General features: G+C 37.5%; 13 protein-coding genes. 6 read left to right on the top strand and 7 right to left on the bottom strand.

Translation table 11 applies throughout. The annotated features are described in order from the left end of the window. The coding region (locus LB467_RS06280; RefSeq protein ID WP_394371764.1) for a hypothetical protein at nt 1–198 on the top strand (198 nt) is incomplete at its 5' end. Nucleotides 199–1,153: 955 nt separating this feature from the next. Beyond that, on the top strand, nt 1,154–3,463 hold the full coding sequence (locus LB467_RS06275) for a transglycosylase domain-containing protein (protein ID WP_224473179.1): 2,310 nt from the start codon (nt 1,154–1,156) through the stop codon (nt 3,461–3,463). Nucleotides 3,464–3,656: 193 nt separating this feature from the next. Here LB467_RS06275 and LB467_RS06270 read toward each other — a convergent pair whose 3' ends face one another. Continuing rightward, nucleotides 3,657–5,807, bottom strand: a complete 2,151-nt coding sequence (locus LB467_RS06270) for a catalase (RefSeq protein WP_224473177.1) — start codon at nt 5,805–5,807, stop codon at nt 3,657–3,659. Nucleotides 5,808–5,952: 145 nt separating this feature from the next. Between LB467_RS06270 and LB467_RS06265 the strand changes: the two genes are divergently transcribed. Beyond that, nucleotides 5,953–6,432: a hypothetical protein gene (locus tag LB467_RS06265; RefSeq protein WP_224473176.1), complete on the top strand. Its 480-nt coding sequence runs from the start codon at nt 5,953–5,955 to the stop codon at nt 6,430–6,432. 146 nt (nt 6,433–6,578) lie between these two features. On the opposite strand, the gene LB467_RS06260 is transcribed toward LB467_RS06265, so the two are convergent. Next, entirely contained in the window at nt 6,579–8,093 is a 1,515-nt protein-coding gene (locus tag LB467_RS06260; RefSeq protein ID WP_224473175.1) for a DEAD/DEAH box helicase, read from the bottom strand. Nucleotides 8,094–8,251: 158 nt separating this feature from the next. Here LB467_RS06260 and LB467_RS06255 point away from each other — a divergent pair, with 158 nt between their 5' ends. Next, on the top strand, nt 8,252–8,959 hold the full coding sequence (locus LB467_RS06255; protein WP_224473174.1) for a Crp/Fnr family transcriptional regulator: 708 nt from the start codon (nt 8,252–8,254) through the stop codon (nt 8,957–8,959). Nucleotides 8,960–9,070: 111 nt separating this feature from the next. Beyond that, nucleotides 9,071–9,628, top strand: coding sequence for a hypothetical protein (locus LB467_RS06250; RefSeq protein ID WP_224473173.1), 558 nt, complete (start codon nt 9,071–9,073; stop codon nt 9,626–9,628). A gap of 56 nt (nt 9,629–9,684) precedes the next feature. Here LB467_RS06250 and cysM read toward each other — a convergent pair whose 3' ends face one another. Continuing rightward, nucleotides 9,685–10,569 (bottom strand): cysteine synthase CysM, encoded by an 885-nt coding sequence (gene cysM, locus LB467_RS06245; RefSeq protein ID WP_224473172.1) that lies wholly within the window; start codon nt 10,567–10,569, stop codon nt 9,685–9,687. Then, nucleotides 10,569–11,357: a serine O-acetyltransferase EpsC gene (epsC, locus tag LB467_RS06240; RefSeq protein ID WP_224473171.1), complete on the bottom strand. Its 789-nt coding sequence runs from the start codon at nt 11,355–11,357 to the stop codon at nt 10,569–10,571. Before epsC ends, cysM begins: the two co-directional genes overlap by 1 nt. Nucleotides 11,358–11,833: 476 nt before the next feature. On the opposite strand from epsC, the gene LB467_RS06235 reads away from it, so the two are divergent. Further along, complete coding sequence (locus LB467_RS06235; protein ID WP_224473170.1) at nt 11,834–13,048, top strand: MFS transporter; 1,215 nt, start codon at nt 11,834–11,836, stop codon at nt 13,046–13,048. Here the strand turns inward: LB467_RS06235 and LB467_RS06230 are convergent. The 3 genes from LB467_RS06230 to LB467_RS06220 are packed head-to-tail and all read right to left on the bottom strand — an operon-like array spanning nt 13,037 to nt 17,698. After that, nucleotides 13,037–14,890, bottom strand: coding sequence for a T9SS type B sorting domain-containing protein (locus tag LB467_RS06230; protein ID WP_224473169.1), 1,854 nt, complete (start codon nt 14,888–14,890; stop codon nt 13,037–13,039). The genes LB467_RS06235 and LB467_RS06230 overlap by 12 nt on opposite strands. Before the next feature lie 18 nt (nt 14,891–14,908). After that, nucleotides 14,909–15,430, bottom strand: a complete 522-nt coding sequence (locus tag LB467_RS06225; protein WP_224473168.1) for a DUF6155 family protein — start codon at nt 15,428–15,430, stop codon at nt 14,909–14,911. Next, nucleotides 15,431–17,698: an FUSC family protein gene (locus LB467_RS06220; protein ID WP_224473167.1), complete on the bottom strand. Its 2,268-nt coding sequence runs from the start codon at nt 17,696–17,698 to the stop codon at nt 15,431–15,433. Nucleotides 17,699–17,774: the final 76 nt, after the last annotated feature.

The following is a 17,774-nucleotide window of genomic DNA, read 5'->3' as shown; positions in this document are numbered from 1 at the left end:
AGTAAGAAAGCTTTAGTAGCGGTCAGCCATAAGATCATCATAGCAACGTATTTTATTCTTAAGAATAAAGAGGCCTATAAAGAGCCCTTGTTGCAAATCGAAAAAGCGGAGCAGAAGCGTAAAGTGAAGGAAGTTCAAAAAACAGTTGGCCACCTGCGAAAACTGGGATTTGATGTAAGGCTTACTCCGGTAGCCTAAAGATAAACCTGGAGCTCGTTTGTTTTACTAGGAAATTAAACCTGTGTATGAAATTGAGTCGAAAACTGGATAAGCACAAACACTTGTCGTAAAGAAGGGTAGCAATATCTTTTGGAAGCACGTATATGAAAATTTACATCTTTCTTATCCTTTTATAATCACGTATCTCTTAAATATAGATCACCATTAAAATTGGGCCTATAGCACACTGTAAATAGTGAAAACCGGTCATAGAGCAGTAAGCCCTACGGGAGAGTTTTGGCCCTAATTGATTAAAAATAAAATAAAACACATATGAAAACCTTTGAAACAATTAGTCGGCCATTCTTTAATCAGGAAAAGAACAATTCAAAAAATACCTGGAACAGCAAAAGACGCTATTTAAAATAATCTCAAATATTGGAAATCATGAAAAGTATACAGATCATCCGTCCTTTTTTAAATCAAACAAAATCTAACAACCGTAGTAACTGGGATATTAAACGCCGTTACTCTAAAACTTAAAAAAATGAAAATTCAGGAGTATATCAATTTAAACTGTGGAAATACAAGAGAGCCTCAGGGTTTTGGAAAGAAACCGCTCAGAAAATTCCACGAGAATTACACCAGAAACAATTGGTGTTTAAATCTTCGACCTATGAGTTAACTAAAAAAATCCCCCATGAAACTCTATAAAACCTAGCCGGTACAATGCAAAATTGTGACCGGCTTTTTTATTTCATCAATAGATCAATTTACTGGATAATCAAGATCTATCCCGAATATCGGGAGCTCCGAGGGCCTACCCGAATCATTCAGTCGGGCTTGCCGCGAAATTAATTTTTTTTATAATGGCTCTTGAGCTTGCCCCAAGGTAGTTTACCTAAAAGTCTTTTCTTTAAAAAAACTTAAAATATTTTTAAAATTTAAATTCCGTTTGTATGGTATTTGTTTATTTGTAGTAATGAAATCTACTATGCTAAACAGGATTAAAAAGTCTCCCAAAATAAAATGGGCCTTAATAATACTCCTCAGCCTTCTTACAATATTCGTACTGTTTTTTGCCAGTATTTATTTTGGAGCCTGGGGCCAGCTTCCCTCCTCTACCGAATTAAAAGAACTCAAACAAAACCGTGCTACCGAAGTTTTGGCCAAAAATGGTGAACTCATAGGGAAATTTTATGTTTTCGACAGGCAACCCATTACTTATAACGAACTCCCTATACATTTAATAAACGCCCTTGTTGCTACCGAGGATGCCCGGTTTTTTGAACACGATGGCATAGATAATCGCAGCCTTTTACGCGTTGTCTTTAAGTCTATTCTGCTGCAGGATGATTCAGCCGGTGGCGGGAGTACTATTAGTCTTCAACTGGCTAAAAACATCTACGGCAGAAAAGATTACGGCCCGCTGGGGATTGTAGTGAATAAATCCCAGGAGGCTATTATCGCCAAAAGACTGGAAGACGTTTACTCTAAAGAGGAGATTATCAGGCTTTATTTCAATACCGTTCCCTTTAGTGATAATACCTTCGGGATAGAGAGTGCGGCTATGAAATTCTTCGGAAAGCATACTTCAGAAATCAATCTGGAAGAAGCCGCTGTTTTGGTAGGTACTCTGAAAGCTTCCCATTCTTATAATCCCAGGATTTTTCCTGAAAGAAGCAGGTTACGTAGAGATGTAGTTCTTGAGCAAATGGGGAAATATAATTATTTAACTGAAGATGAAGTACAGGAAGCCAAGCAACGCGAATTGGTTTTGAATTACAAGAATTACAGCCACGATAAAGGTCTTGCACCATATTTTAGGGAACAGGTAAGAAAAGATGTGAGCAAGATCCTGGACACCCTTAAAAATAAAGACGGAAAGAAATTCAATATTTATCGTGATGGCTTAAGCGTGCACACCACCCTGGATTTTAAACTACAAACTTTAGCTGAAGAAGCCTTAAAAGAGCATCTTGAGGATTTACAAAAAGAGCACGAAGAAGCCTGGGGAGCAGCAGCTCCCTGGTTAACCAATCAGCAGATTGTAGATGATGCTTTAAAAAATACTTCAGCCTGGAAAAACCTGGCTAAGGAAGGCCATAGCGAAGCTGAAATGATGGAAATTCTAAACCGGAAACATCCTACGGAGCTTTTTAATTATGACGGTACAGAAACAAAAAATGTAAGCACAAGAGATAGTGTAGCCCATTATCTGAAATTTCTCAACGCCGGGATGTTGGCCGTTACTCCCCAAACCGGCGCGGTACAGGCCTGGGTTGGCGGGGTGAATTTTCAGCATTTTCAGTACGATCACGTTTCCCAAAGTAAACGCCAGGTTGGTTCTACGTTTAAGCCGTTTGTATACACTGCGGCTTTGGAAACCGGGATAGAACCCTGCGAATATTTTTCTGCCAGGGAAGTTACTTATGCCGATGGCTGGACGCCTTCGAATTCAGGAGGCGAAGAAGATGATCCTCATATGAATTACAACTTAAAGGAAGCTTTAAGTAAATCTATGAATACCATTGCGGTTAAAGTCCTTATGGAAACCGGAATTGAAAATGTAATTAACCAGGCTAAAGCAATGGGAATTACTTCAGATCTGCCAAAAGTTCCTTCCATTGCCCTGGGAACTGCTTCTTTAAGTTTATCCGAATTGACTGAAGCTTATACTCCTTTTGTGAATGCAGGAAAAACAAGCAAAGCTTTCTATATTTCAAAAATTGAAGATGGTGAAGGCAATATTTTAGCTGAATTCAAACCTGAAATTTCAGAAAATAGTAATATTTCTGAAACCAACAGGAAGATCATGGTAGAAATAATGAAAGCTACGGTAAACGAAGGTACGGCTACCAGGCTAAGAACAACTTATGGTCTAAGAAATGATATCGCTGGAAAAACCGGAACGACCCAAAACAACAAAGATGGCTGGTTTGTGGGGATTACCCCTAACCTACTCGCGGTAACCTGGGTTGGATCTGACGATCACAGGATTGGTTTCAGGAACACCTATATTGGTCAGGGCGCCAATACGGCTTTGCCGGTTTTTGCCAAACTAATGCAAAAAATGAACAGCGATCCCGAATTCAATGAAATTACAAGAGCAAGATTTTCACCGGTTTCTGCTGAAATTAAGGAAATGATGGATTGTGATCCTGAAAAACGGGATGGCTTCTTTAAGCGACTGTTTGGAGGTGGTGATAAAGAGGAATCTGAAGAACTACCCAAAAAAGAAGAAGAAAAGAAGAAAAAGAAAGGCTTCTTTAAGCGCCTTTTCGGTGGTAAGGATAAAAATTAAAAAAGAGGCTGTCTGAAAAATCTAATTTCGTCAAGCTGAACTTTGTTTCAGACTTTATCCCAAATTTCCTTCGGGGGTTCTAACATGTTTTGATTCAAAACCTTAGATTCTGAAATAAATTCAGAATGACGATTTAAAAAACTTTTCAGTCAGCCTCAATGCTTATAATAGCCTGTGCTATATTAAAACAATATTATGCAGGAATACTATCCTTCTCTTCCCTTTTCCAGAAACGGTGTTTTCCTATGGCTTCAATAAATTCTGAAGATTTTCCTTTGCCTATAATTACACCATCTTCCGCCAGGTTTTGTTTATTAAGGTTTTTCCAGAAATAAGTTTCTTCCACTAAACCATTTTCCTGTGCCGAGGCAATTGGTTTACAATGTTTATAGCCTTCATTTAAGAAATGGATGGCTTTCGGAATCATTCTCATGGCTTTATGTGCTTTATCTCCCGAAGGTACATAAAATGCATCATATACTACAGAAGCGGTGGTTCTGTAAGCTTCATCTACTTTTAATGATTTACCACCTGCGGTTTTAACGTCGGTAGAATTCGGCCCGAGGATTTTCACCATTGCACCTTCATTTTTCAATGCTTTTTTCATCTCATCAACGGAATTATCATCTACACCATCTGCGCACAAAAATGCGACCTGCCTAGTTGCAATATTTCCAAAACCTTTATGCATCATGCTTAAAGCGGGGTCTTTTTCTATAGAGGGACTGCTTTTGGTAGGTTCGTAGCGTTCTGGATCAAAATCTGCCGGAACTCCGTGATTTAACTGTTCTTTCCTTTCGGGCACTTTCATTCCTAAATTGGAAGCTACTTTCTGAGCCAAATCATTACTTACTTCATTCAATAAACCAAGCATTCTTTCCTGTACTTGTGCAACGCCTACTTTCCCTAATTCGAAACTTAGCGCATCAATAATGTGTTGTTGCTCTACCCCGGTTTGACTATTGAAGAATAAAGTAGCCTGGCTAAAATGATCTTTAAAGCTTTTGCTGCGTTCCCGTACTTTTTTAGCATCTATTTTTTCCGGATAGCTATCAAATCCGCCCTCTGCGATCTTAGCCTGGAATGGGCATCCCCCGCGCAATGAATTTGGGTGGTAGCTGGTTTGACCTTTATTGATCTCCTGTCTCATATGCCCGTCACGCTGATTGTTGTGCATTGGCGCAATTGGACGGTTAATTGGGATTTCGTGAAAGTTTGGCCCACCGAGTCGTTTCAGTTGGGTATCGGTGTAAGAAAATAATCGTCCTTGTAATAGCGGATCGTTGGTGAAGTCTATTCCGGGAACAATATGGCCGGGATGGAAAGCTACCTGCTCGGTTTCCGCAAAGAAATTATCGGGGTTTCGGTTTAATACCATTTTTCCAATTTTCTTAACCGGTACCAGTTCTTCAGGAACCAATTTTGTAGCATCCAGTAGATCAAAATCGAACTTATGCTCATCTTCTTCAGGAATTATTTGCACGCCCAATTCCCACTCCGGGAACTGGCCATTATCAATAGCATTCCAAAGATCCCTTCTATGGAAATCTGGATCGTTTCCTGAGATCTTTTGTGCTTCGTCCCAGGCAACACCGTGAGTTCCTAACAGTGGTTTCCAGTGGAACTTTACGAAAGTTCCTTTGTTTTCTTTGTTCACAAACCTAAAAGTGTGCACGCCAAAACCTTCCATCATTCTTAAACTTCTTGGAATTGCTCTATCTGACATTGCCCACATTATCATATGCGTAGACTCGGGCATTAGGGAAATAAAATCCCAGAAAGTATCGTGAGCTGAAGCTGCCTGCGGAATTTCATTGTGCGGTTCTGGTTTAACCGCGTGAATAAGATCTGGAAACTTTATGGCGTCCTGAATAAAGAAAACAGGAATGTTATTCCCTACGAGATCGTAGTTTCCTTCTTCAGTATAAAATTTAACCGAAAAACCGCGTACATCCCGGGCTAAATCGGTAGAACCTTTAAACCCGGCTACGGTAGAAAACCTGGTAAAAACGGGGGTCTTTTTAGAAGGATCCTGTAAAAATCCGGCCTTGGTATACTTTTCCATAGATTCATACACCTGGAAATAACCGTGTGCGGCAGATCCGCGAGCGTGAACTATTCGCTCCGGAATTCTTTCGTGATCAAAATGTGTGATTTTCTCCCTGAGAATAAAATCCTCTAATAAGGAGGCACCACGATCTCCTGCCTTTAGTGAATTTTGGTCATCGTTTATTTTTAAACCCTGGTTAGTGGTAAGAAACTGATCTTTAGAGTCTTCCCGATTTCTTTCTAAATCCTGATGCTTTTTATTATCTGAAGCATTCTTCTTTTCTTCATTTTTCATAATTCTGGTTTATTTAATGGTTCCTTTAAAATTCCTAAATAAATAGCGGCTTTTAAATTTACCTGTGTTAAATAAATCCTATAATTATAAACGGGGTTTTAGGGATTAAAATTATTCCTGATTTTTGGAAATCAAACAGGAAGAAATGAAAGAAAATACTTCGACCTTAGAAAAACTGGATTATCGAGCGAGTTATTGGATGTATAAATATGGGAAACCTATTTTGCGGTTTGGACTTGCTATAAATTTTATTTGGTTTGGAGCTTTGAAGGTTGTCTGGGATAGTCCTGCTCAGGAATTAATTGCTAAAACCGTTTTTTGGTTTGATCCTGTCATATTTATACCGGTGCTGGGAGTGTGGGAAGTGTTAATTGGAATATTTATGATTTCTAAAAAAACATTGCGTTTGGCCGTTTTGTTGCTACTTTTTCAAATACCAGGCACCTTCTTACCTTTTATTGTTCTACCCGAAGCTTGTTTTGAAAATTTTCCATTTGTCCTCACAACCGAAGGCCAGTATATTATTAAAAACCTGGTTATTATTGGGGCGGCGATTGTTGCCGGAGGATCTGTTAGAGAAAGAGAATTTATTGAGCAGGATATAAAATCGGCAGATACTGAATAGAGAACAACCGAAAGCCTGACTTATGGTACATTAAGATCGAGGAATTTTTGATGCATAACATGCATCAGAAAAATTCAAATTTCGCCTGATAATATAATTCTGAACCTGCCAGATGTTTAAGGCAGGTTCAGAATACAATTTATATTCTAAAATTCTTTATTTACAGCCATTCTTAACTTTCTGGAATAGTCTTCCTCTAACCAGTCACGATAATTCTTGGTGCTCTTACTTATACAATAGGAGTATTGTTTAATACGGGAGGCAATATCATCTTTAAGCTCTTTAGCCAGGATTCGGGCATCGAAAACATCCTCAGAATTTTCTACGCACATTTTTACATGTTGTTCCATAGACCATTCTAAAACAGCTTTAGATTTTAATCCTTTTTTTATTACTATATCATAAGCTTCTTCTACATCAAAATCAACATCTTCCGTATTAGAAAATTGTTCTCTGATTTCCGGAGGCATCACGTACTTAAATTCACGCTCTATTTCTTCATCGCTCAACAGATTTTCGAAATAGAAGTCTGGAGCTCTAAAGATCTGTTTCCAGTCTACCGGGGTGCTCCATTCCCCAAAACGGGCCAGGTTATTACCTAAATCTATAACATTAAATTCAGATTTTCCCGGAAGGACCCTGGAGCCACGTCCAATCATCTGAAAATATAAGGTTAGGGATTTCGTAGCCCTGTTCAATACAATAGTTTCTACCGTAGGTTCATCAAAACCGGTAGTAAGAATACTTACTGAAGTTACAATAGCATCAGGGGTATGTTTAAACCATTTTAGAATATCTTTTCTATCCTGTTTGCTGGTTGTATTATCTAAATGTCGAATAGGTAAACCGGCATTTCTAAAGGTTTCATAAACTTCTATTGAAGTATTGATACCATTATTGAAAATCAGGGTTTTCTTTCCGCGTGATCGTTCGTAATATGCAGTAAGCAATTTTTCCTGCATGGAAATATTGGAATACAATTCTTCTGAAGATTTCACTGTGTAATCCCCATTCATCCCAACTTTTAAGCTTGTAAGTCCTACATTATAGCTAAATGTATTCGCCCGGGCTAGAAAGCCTTTTTCTATAAGCGAATCTATAGAATCACCTACAATAAGTTCGCGGTAATTATCCTTCATAGGTAATTTAATGTTGGAACTAAGCGGCGTAGCCGTTACCCCAAGGATAAAGCACTTCTCAAAAAATTTAAATAATTTTCGGAAAGAATTATAATGCGCTTCATCAATAATTACCAGCCCAATATCCTGAATTTCAAGCTTCTCATCGTGTAGACGATTGTTGAGAGTTTCTACCATGGCCACAAAGCACATATAGTCTTCCTGATCTGGTAATTCTTTAACCTTAGAATTTATGATTTTATTGCGTACCCCAAATCCATCCAGCATATTTGAAGTTTGTTTACACAGCTCTATTCTGTGAGTAAGAATAAGAACTTTCTTTTGAGTACGCTGAATGTATTCCCGCACCATTTGAGAAAATATAACCGTTTTACCCCCGCCTGTAGGCAATTGATAAAGTAGGTTATAATGTTCAGGATGCTCATCTATCACGCTAAAGATCTTATCTATATCTTTTTGCTGATAGTCATAAAGTTTCTTATCAACTTTTTTGTCTTCTATTCCAAAGGTTTCCACCGCCATAATTTTTGTTCAGATCTGCAAGTTTGCAAAAATAGCTGATTTCTTAGGTTTAAAGAAATATTTAGGACACAAATACATTTAAATAAGCCAAAAATGATTAAATTTAAAATTAATTTTTTCATCCTCCGAAAGGTCCCATGCTATGAAACTGTGTGATTATGAACCAGAAAGGAGGAGCGAACGATACTTGTTTTAAAGCCATAAGAAACAATATTCTTTTCAAAGATTTTGAAAAAGAACTCTTATCTGAAATTGCTTCAAATTTCACAGAAGAAAAATGGCCGGCACATACCTGCAGTAGTTGTTATCATCTAAAGCATAAATTTCATATTATAATTTCGGGGCGTTTAAAAATCTTTATAACCGATAAGGAAACCGGTCGCGAGTTTACCATGTTTTTACTAAGCAAAAGCGATTTTTTTGACGTTATTACTTTAATTGAGGACTGCAATCATAAGATTTATTATGAATCGCTCGAAGAAGTAAGAATGCTCTCTACTCCTACAATAACCATGCGCCAGTGGTTTAAAAAATATCCGGTTTTAAATCAAAGATTATTACCCTATATAGCAAAACAACTTTTGAGTTTAGAAGAATATGCCGTTAACCATACCCTGTTGGAAATTCCGGCTCGCCTGGCCCGGCTGATTATTAAAAATCTCAATCAGGAATCAAAAAAACTGGAATTTATCAATGATCTTTCTAATGAGGAAATTGCCAATTTGATTGGATCTACCCGAGCGGTGGTAAACAGGCACTTGCAGGAATTTAAAAACGAAGGAATACTTAAAATAGGTCGAAAAAAAGTGGAAGTTCTCAACCTTCCACTACTTCTGAAGAAAGCAACAAATCATCAAAAAAAATAAAATGTCAAAAGTGTTAAATATTGGTTTAGTGATACTTAAGTAGTTTCACCTAAAGTGATACGGGATTATCTTTAGAGACAATTATTTATTAATCTCTAAATAAAAATTATTATGAAAAAGTTAATTTTAAGCTTATTGTGTTTCGCCTTCGTAGGGATGGCCTATTCACAGCGAGTAATTAAGCTAGACGAAATGATGTATGACCCACCATCTCTGGAAATTGATGAATCTATAAATTCATTAACCTTTCAGGTAACTGAGGAATATACAGGTCAGTTTTATGCAAATCCGCTAAGGTATGCAAAGGAAAATTTTAAAATTATGGATTTTATTGAAGCCAACCGGGATAAGGATTTTAATGGTTATGAAGTCACCTTTAAAACCAATAAAGGATTTTTAAAAGTTAATTATAATCAACTTGGAGATATTACTTCAAGCAGCCAAAGTTTTAAAGATGTTAGGTTACCATACAAATCTATGATGAGTATTTTGAAAGCTAATAAAGGTTATCATCTTATAGGTACAAAATATTTAGCATACTCGAATTCGGGACTGGATTTAGACAAGGAAATTTATAAGGCTAAACTTAAAAACGGTAAAAAAAGTAAAATGGTAAAAGTAAATATAGACAGAGACGCTTCAGGCGTGGCCGTTGCGACCATTGAATAAACAGGGTTTTTCATTTACTCCGGAAGTTGATTTATACCATTTCCGGAGTATTTTTTTTAATCGAAAAGATTAGAAGACAAATAACGGTCTCCGCGATCACAAACTATGCTCACCACAATACCTTCTTCAAGCTCATTGCATAATCTAACAGCCGCAGCAGCGGCTCCCCCACTGCTCATTCCCGCAAAAATGCCTTCTACCCTGGCAAGTTTTTTAGTCATGGCAACCGCTTCATCTTCACTTACTTCGAGAATACGATCTACTTTTTCGGGATTAAAAATTTTAGGTAAATAAGCTTCCGGCCATTTTCTAATTCCCGGAATGCGTGAATCATCGGTAGGTTGAACTCCCACAATTTGAATTGCTTTGTTCTGTTCCTTTAAATAGGTAGAAGTACCCATAATTGTTCCCGTGGTACCCATCGAGGAAACAAAATGAGTGATCTTATGTTTGGTGTCGTTCCAAATCTCGGGTCCGGTAGTATTATAATGTGCCTGCCAGTTATCCTTATTACTAAACTGATTGATCATAAAATAATCTCCACCGGCCATTTTTTCTTCAGCATAATCGCGAGCACCTTCAATACCTCCATCAGCATCAGTAAGGGTAACTTTTGCTCCGTAGGCCCGCATTGTTTGTACTCGTTCTATGGTAGAATTTTCCGGCATTACCAGTTCAATATCCAGCTTAAAAATTCTGGCAACCATAGCCAGGGCGATCCCTGTATTTCCGCTGGTTGCTTCAATGAGTTTGGTTTCCCGGGTAATATCTCCTCTATCCAGTGCGCTTTTAATCATATTGTAAGCGGCGCGGTCTTTTACACTTCCGCCGGGGTTTTGACCTTCCAGCTTAAAATATAGTTTAACCTTTGGGTTTTTCACCAAAGTTTGCGCTTCTACCAGGGGCGTATTTCCTATTAAATCTAATATGGAGTTATTCATTACTTGTTTGTATTTTTAATATTGATTTGAGGGGTGTGAGAAACCATAGAATCTTTAGGTACTGAAGCGGTTAGCCAAACATTACCTCCAATTATGCTATTAGCTCCTATTATTGTTTCGCCACCTAAAATAGTAGCATTGGCGTAAATGGTAACATTTTTTTCAATGGTAGGGTGCCTTTTTATATCTTTTAAGTTACGGTCTACAAAAAGTGCCCCAAGGGTAACTCCCTGGTAGATTTTTACATTATCTTCTATTACCGCCGTTTCTCCAATAACTACTCCCGTAGCATGGTCTATAAAAAATGGCGTGCCAATTTGCGCTCCGGGATTAATATCGGTACCGGTAAGCCCGTGGGCACATTCTGTCATTAGACGTGGCACTAGCGGGAGTCCGAATTTATATAACTCATGACTAAACCGATAAATAGCTATCGCGAAAAAACCTGGGTAAGAAAGGATAACTTCCTCTATAGAATTGGCCGCCGGGTCATTTTCTGAAATAGCCTCAGCATCTTTATTCAGCTTTTCCAGGATTCCCGGTAGTCTATCTAAATAATCCTGCCAAAGATCCCGACAGGGTGTGTTGGGCTTCCAGCAAACCAGATCTGCCAGCTCTTCAAAATCCTTTCCTAATTTTATAATATTCTTTTCTACCGGGGTTTCCTCATCAAACAGCGTGTAAAAAAGATTATTTGTAAAAGCCTCGGTTTTTTCCTTTATACTGAATTTTAAATTCGGTAAATTCTTTTGTGCTTTTATCTTCTCTATAACCTCATTCTGGCTCATTTAAAACTGTAATTTTAAAATGATAATCCTTGTTTTATTCAAATGTAAACAATAGCCAGGCAAATTGCATTTAAATTACCATAAATGCTTTCGATAAGCTTATATAATTTCTATTGATTATCAATACATTTAGAATGAAAACCGAGTTAATATTTTCATAATTAACTATTAACCAGTTTTTTATAGTGATATATTTATTCTGTTAACCAATAAATTAAATTAAAATGGCACAAGAGAAAAATCAAAAAACGGAAAATGCGAAGAAGGAGCCTAAAAAACAACAGGCAGCACCAAAAAAGCAACCCGCTAAGCAAGACAAACCTAAAAAATAGTTTAGGTTAATTTGAAAAAAGAAAAATTTAGGCCACCTCACAAGGGGTGGCTTTTATATTTTAAAAGAATTTATAGTGTCACTGCTCTGTTTTTTTTTCTCAGCGCCTTATCTTTGCAGCTTTCTTAATTTGAAATAAAGCAGTTTGAGGGATTATTTCTATTTTTTACGTGCAAATTATAAGAAAGTTAGTTTTGGTTGGCTACTCACATTTTTGTCGAGTTTTGGTCAAACCTTTCTTATTTCGCTATATGTTCCGCAAATTGTAAAAGCTTTTGAAATTACGGAAGGTACTTTTGGTGCTATTTATGCCGGTTGTACAGTAGCTGCTTCGGTAATTATGCTTAGCGTTGGCCATACTGTAGACCATAAACCAGTAAAAAAAGTTACGGCCTTCACCGTGCTAAGCCTTGGACTATCCAGTATTCTATTAGGACTCTCCTACCATATTGCCGTACTTTTTGTAGCATTAATTGGCCTTAGGTTATGCGGACAGGGCTTAATGAGCCATATAAGTATGACCATTATTTCTAAGTATTTTGATAAAAATCGCGGAAAAGCACTTAGTATTTCTTCGCTTGGATATTCTATGGGAGAAGCCATTTTTCCTATAATTATCACTTCAATTATTGCATTTTTTGACTGGAGAATAGCCGCTATTGTGAGTGGTGTAGCACTTCTACTCTATCTAATTCGCTTAAAATTTACTAATTTATTAGCTTTTGATAAGCAACTTTCAACCGCAGGAAAACCTTCTACCTGGTCGCTTTTAAAAGATTATAAGACGGTGGTTGCCGATAAACGTTTCGGGATTATGATGCCCGCCAGTTTCATTCTTAGTTTTAGTAATACTGCGATTTTCTTTTATCAATACGTTTTTGTTGAAGATAAAGGCTGGTCTCCTCAACTATACGCCACTTTTTTCACAGTGTATGCCATATCCAGATTTATGTTTTCCTTATTTGGAGGAACCTGGGTAGATAAATATAGTGCGAAGAAGATGTTTAGAATTTATCTTATTCCACTAACATTAGGGCTTATCCCCTTTGCTTTAATGGATAGCATTATTGGTGCACTTTTATTTTTAATTATGTCAGGGGTTACCACCGGAATGGCAGGTACAGTAAAAACTTCGCTTATTGCAGAAATCTACGGAACTGAAAAAATGGGCGCAATTAGAAGCGTCTTTACCATGTTTATGGTTATTAGTACCGCTTTAGGCCCGTTATTGGTTGGCTTTATGATTGATGGAGGAATTGATTTTAGGACGATCATCTTAGTTTTATTTGCTGTAATGGCATTAGTGAGCCTTAATTCCCAACGGATTAAAAATGTCACTAAAACAGCTTCAACGCTTTAAACTAAAAGATCCTTTAAGCGTCTTAAAGCCTTTAATTATAATGTGATACCAGTAATCGTCTGATGGAAGAGCGCGGCCGTTTAAAGTGCCGTCCCAACTGAAAGTTTCACCCTGATCTGCTTTCAATAATTTTCCATAGCGGTCGAAAATCCTTATTTCTGAGGACGGAAAATATTCGAGTCCGTTAATACTGAAATTATCATTGTAACCATCTGCATTCGGAGTAATAAACTTTGGAATAACAATATGCGGAAATTTCTGTGTAATGGTGTTACAAGCGGAAAGATCACGCATATATACGGTATAAATTCCACCTGGAACCAAACTAAAAATATTGGAAGTTTGAAAATTAGTGCCATTAATCGAATATTCAAAATTCCCATCATTAGCCGGAGTGATTACAATATCCTCCATATCTGAAGTCACTGATTCTATTTCTGCAATATCCACCTGGTTTATTTCAAAGTTTTTGGTAGTTGAGCAAGCTTCAGGAGTAGTGAGAATAACACTATAATTTCCCCGTGAATTTATTTCAATTTGCTGTGTATTTTCGCCTGTAGACCATTCATAAACAAGTCCCGGTATACCGGCGTTAAGTGTCAAGCTGCCGGCTTCACAAATCTGTGAGATTTCATCTTCTACCTGCGGACTTTCATTTATTATGAATTCTATAGCCGTACGTTGGCTGGGCTGGCAATTAAAACCTTCATGTACTGCTTCAACATAATATAATCCGGGTGTTTCCGGTAAATAGGATTCAGTATTTTCAGCTATCAAATTATTGTTTTCATCATACCAGTTTGCCGTTTCATTTTCTTCAACTTCAACAGTTAATTCGGGGATTGCATCCTTACTACAAACACTCACATTACCATCACTCCGAGGCGTTGAGGGAGTTTGCAAAATATTTACCGTAAAAATTTCAGAAACAGAACTGCAGAGATTATCGTTTAAATTCACAGGATCTTCAGCAACTTTAACCCTATAGAAGTGGGAAGTATTTAAAGGTGGCGTATTATAATTTTCATCGTTTTCACCGGGAATATTTGTCCATGCTTCATTATCGTTACTTTCCTGCCATTGGTATGCGTGAGAGCTATATACCGAAAAATCTGGGGTAGCTTCCAGGCTGAGGCTCACAGGTGCGTCTTCAGCACAAACATCTATCCGGTTTTCATCATTTTCTGAAGTAACCGTAGTAAGATCACCGCAAGACCTAAAAATTATATCATCTATCGCTAAATCGTTTCCACAGCCGCCTTCCCCATTATTGAACATTTTAAGGATTACAGCCTCCTGCCCTACTTCGGTTTGAAAAGTTAGTGCGTATTGTTCCCAAACAGGACTGCTAAGCGAAGGAATATCTCCTGTATTCCCTTCTTTTAGCAAATTGGAATCGGTTTCATCCCAGATTTCAAAACGTACATTAATGGGGATTCCCCCATTTTCACATACCATGCTGGATCTGTCATAAATGTTAATTAAAAAAGCGGAAAACTCATAGGTGGTATTTTCGCAAAGTCCCGTAATCTCAGTTTGGTAAAATCGGCCAGAACTAAACGAAGCATTTACAATTAACGCGTTACGGTTAGAAATAGTTCTGGGTGGTAAACTGGAATGCCAGGAGGTAATAAAATTTCCAATTTGATTGGAAACCGTATACTCCCCATCCTGCGGATCCTGGGTGACATAGGTATAATTGGTGGTGCCGGGGGGTAATTGGGTTCCGAATTCAAAATCTTCGTGGAAAATAGGATCACCTTTGCTCCCTTCACAAAAGCCTAATTGGGCATAACCTGGAGCACAAACTATAAGAAAACAAAAAAGAAGGGCAAATTTCATTTTCTCAAAAGTAAACAATTACGGCGCGTCCTGAAATTGCATTTCAATTTTTTCAAAACTGTAAGCATTTGGCCAGTTTTGGTGTTCGGCTTCGGCGGCTATTTTCAGGATTCTAAGTTTGAATTCTGCCAGGACTCCTTCTTTTAAAATAAACTTCACAGCTTCATCAAAGGATTTGAACAAACTTTTACAAAAAGCCTCTTTTAAATTGCCTTTTTCTTCAGCAAAAGTTTGGGCTATTTCTATATTAAAAAGCATTAAATCGGCAGTAAGATGTGGTTCAACACCGAGTTGTTGAAAATGCTTGATTTCCTTCTGGGCTATAGACCTACGCGTTTTTGCTTTGCGCCTGGTTTCAGGAAAATATTCTTTTGAGATCTTTAATTTAGCTTTGCGCATTAATTCTTCTTCCCGAGGATTAAATACAAAATCATAAAAGATTTTTACCGGTTTAAATCTATCGTAAAGATCTACAATTTGTTCTTCTAATTGTTCCTTGTCTAATTCCTGAAGGTATTTTTTTAACTGGCGCTTACTCATTTAGCTGAATTTTGTTTTCGCTATGGTTTTTTGAAGATTTCCTGAAATTTCAAGCAACCATTGGAGCTGGCTACTTACCAACTGGGCTTCCTGCAATCTCAACTGCACATCTCTTTGGATTTTTCGTGGTTCTTCTTTTAATTGATTTTCACTTTCTGCCAGCAATTCTTTATATGTTTTAAGCAAAGCTGAAGCGGCTTTTTCTGTTCGGGCGGGATCAAAATCTTTTAATGCTTCTGTTTCCTCAAGGCCTTTTCTAGCATTTTCTAAATTATTACAAATATGAGAAACAAAAACTTCGAAGTTTTTGGAAGCCGCAGTAGTTTTATGGTTCCGAATAAAAGTCCCCAAAGAAGCCAGTGCCGAAAGAAAAGTTTGGTTTAAACCCACAATTTTATAAAGTTGCTCTAATTCTTTTTGTTTGAATTTTGGCTCCTGCGTCATTCTCTGAAAAGAGGCACTTAAATTTCCCATTTCCAGAAAAGCTTTTTTTCTCGAGAGTTTATAAGAAGTGGGTAAAGTCCCTTTTTTATGATAAAAATTATCAATTTCTTCTAGATATTTTTTATTGGCACTAATACTTTCTCTAATTACATTTTTTATGTGCTGGGATTCCCAGGCCGGCCATAAAACCAAATTTCCAATGGCAGCAAGCCCCGCGCCTAAAACAGTGTCTATAACTCTAAACTGGATCACATTAAAAACATCTGGTTTTAAAAGCGCATAAATGAAAATGATACTCAAAGTAATAAATACCGCAGCTGTACGGTAATTTCGTTGCAATAAGGAAAAAGCCAGGGTAAGTGAAAACAAGCCTAATATTCCATAAACTATCTGGTTTTTTGTTATAAAAACGATACCCAGGGCAATTACGGCACCTATTAGGGTGCCTCCAATTCGCTGTTTAGATCGGTCTTTGGTAAGTCCGTAATTTGGGCGCATAATTACCACGATGGTTAGGATGATCCAGTAAGCATTTTCAAACGAAAAATATAAACCAATGCTAAAACCCACTAAAATTACAATAGCCAGCCTTAGCGAATGCTTAAATATCGGTGAGCCAAAATTAAAGTTTTCAACGAGTGTTTTGGGATCGTAATCCTGCGGAGTTATAAATTGGGAAACTTCCTTATTTTTCATTAAAACCGGTTCCCTGGTGTCCAAATCATGTAAGACCCGAACTATGGTATTGATTTTTTGTCCCTGCTTTTCCAGATAATCGAATAAATTCTGAAGTAAAAATGCTTTTTCGGTATTTTCTGAAGAAATAAGTACCCGCACTTCTTTGAAGTTCTCTTCAATAGATTTTAAGTAATCCCGAATTTCTTTTGTTGAGGATTTTTTCTTTTTTTCAATAACCACTGAAATTTCATCCAACTGAAACGCGATCTTATTAATAAGTTTCTTAAAGCGTTCCAGTAACTCCCGGTCATCCTCTAAAACTTTATCCATTTTTTTATAATCCACGGGATTGGCCATCGCCAACTCTAAAATATCTACTAATTCTATAAATATTAGCAATCTTTTACGGGCGTAATTTGAGTTTCCGGAGGCCCGTCTTGCATTAATGAGTAAATTCCGAAGACTTTCATGTTTCTCGTTCAAATCTGTTTGTAACAGAAATAATTCTTTCTGAAGTTTTTCCCTTTCCGCTGTTTCGGTAAGTAATTGAGCCCTTGTTTTCAGGTACTTTGCGGTAAGCTCAAGACATTCGGCTAAAAGTTGTTCCGTATGTTGTTTAGGGTTTAGGAAAGTCCATATATTACTCAAAAGTAAATAAAACAAACCACCACCGGTTATCAGTAGGCCGCGTTCCCACGGAAGAATTTCCGTAGAAATATTTGCGAAACTAAGCACAATGGCGAACAAACCTGCAAATGCAACCAGGGAAGCTCTAAAACCATAAACCGCCAGATATGCAATCCCAAACATTAAAATACCTAAAAGTGGTAAAACCAGCCAAAGATATGCCGAAGCATAGGCCATGATTATTGAAACAATACCCGCCAGCGCGGCTGCGAGAATCACGCCTATATTTCTATGTCTAAAAGTTCCGGGAATATCACTTGGCGAACTTAGTAGAGCCCCCATTGCCAGAACTACGCCTATCTCAAAGTTGCCCAGCCAGATAAAAATCCCAACCGGCGATCCTATGGCTACAGTAAGCACCATAGCTTTAGAGAAGTCGGTACTTCTTAGGTATTTCAGGAATTCCTGCCAGTAATTGGGTATAATATTAGGCAAATCTTGTGCTTTTATTTTGGACAAAGTTACGGTGTATTATAGAGTATCAGCCATTCCTTTAAGAAATCATAACATTTGCGTAACAGCCCGATTTTAAGTT

The organism is Salegentibacter tibetensis (assembly GCF_020164485.1).
Taxonomy (GTDB): domain Bacteria; phylum Bacteroidota; class Bacteroidia; order Flavobacteriales; family Flavobacteriaceae; genus Salegentibacter; species Salegentibacter tibetensis.
The sequence above is the reverse complement of the archived record's forward strand: the minus strand, read 5'-3'. Positions and strand labels throughout refer to the sequence as shown.

Excerpts from the sequence above, each read along its gene's own strand:
- LB467_RS06225 (WP_224473168.1), bottom strand. The coding sequence starts at position 15,430 with ATGAGTAAGCGCCAGTTAAAAAAATACCTTCAGGAATTAGACAAGGAA.
- LB467_RS06270 (WP_224473177.1), bottom strand. The coding sequence starts at position 5,807 with ATGAAAAATGAAGAAAAGAAGAATGCTTCAGATAATAAAAAGCATCAG.
- epsC (WP_224473171.1), bottom strand. The coding sequence starts at position 11,357 with ATGAGCCAGAATGAGGTTATAGAGAAGATAAAAGCACAAAAGAATTTA.
- LB467_RS06265 (WP_224473176.1), top strand. The coding sequence starts at position 5,953 with ATGAAAGAAAATACTTCGACCTTAGAAAAACTGGATTATCGAGCGAGT.
- LB467_RS06230 (WP_224473169.1), bottom strand. The coding sequence starts at position 14,890 with ATGAAATTTGCCCTTCTTTTTTGTTTTCTTATAGTTTGTGCTCCAGGT.
- cysM (WP_224473172.1), bottom strand. The coding sequence starts at position 10,569 with ATGAATAACTCCATATTAGATTTAATAGGAAATACGCCCCTGGTAGAA.
- LB467_RS06255 (WP_224473174.1), top strand. The coding sequence starts at position 8,252 with ATGAACCAGAAAGGAGGAGCGAACGATACTTGTTTTAAAGCCATAAGA.
- LB467_RS06275 (WP_224473179.1), top strand. The coding sequence starts at position 1,154 with ATGCTAAACAGGATTAAAAAGTCTCCCAAAATAAAATGGGCCTTAATA.
- LB467_RS06260 (WP_224473175.1), bottom strand. The coding sequence starts at position 8,093 with ATGGCGGTGGAAACCTTTGGAATAGAAGACAAAAAAGTTGATAAGAAA.
- LB467_RS06250 (WP_224473173.1), top strand. The coding sequence starts at position 9,071 with ATGAAAAAGTTAATTTTAAGCTTATTGTGTTTCGCCTTCGTAGGGATG.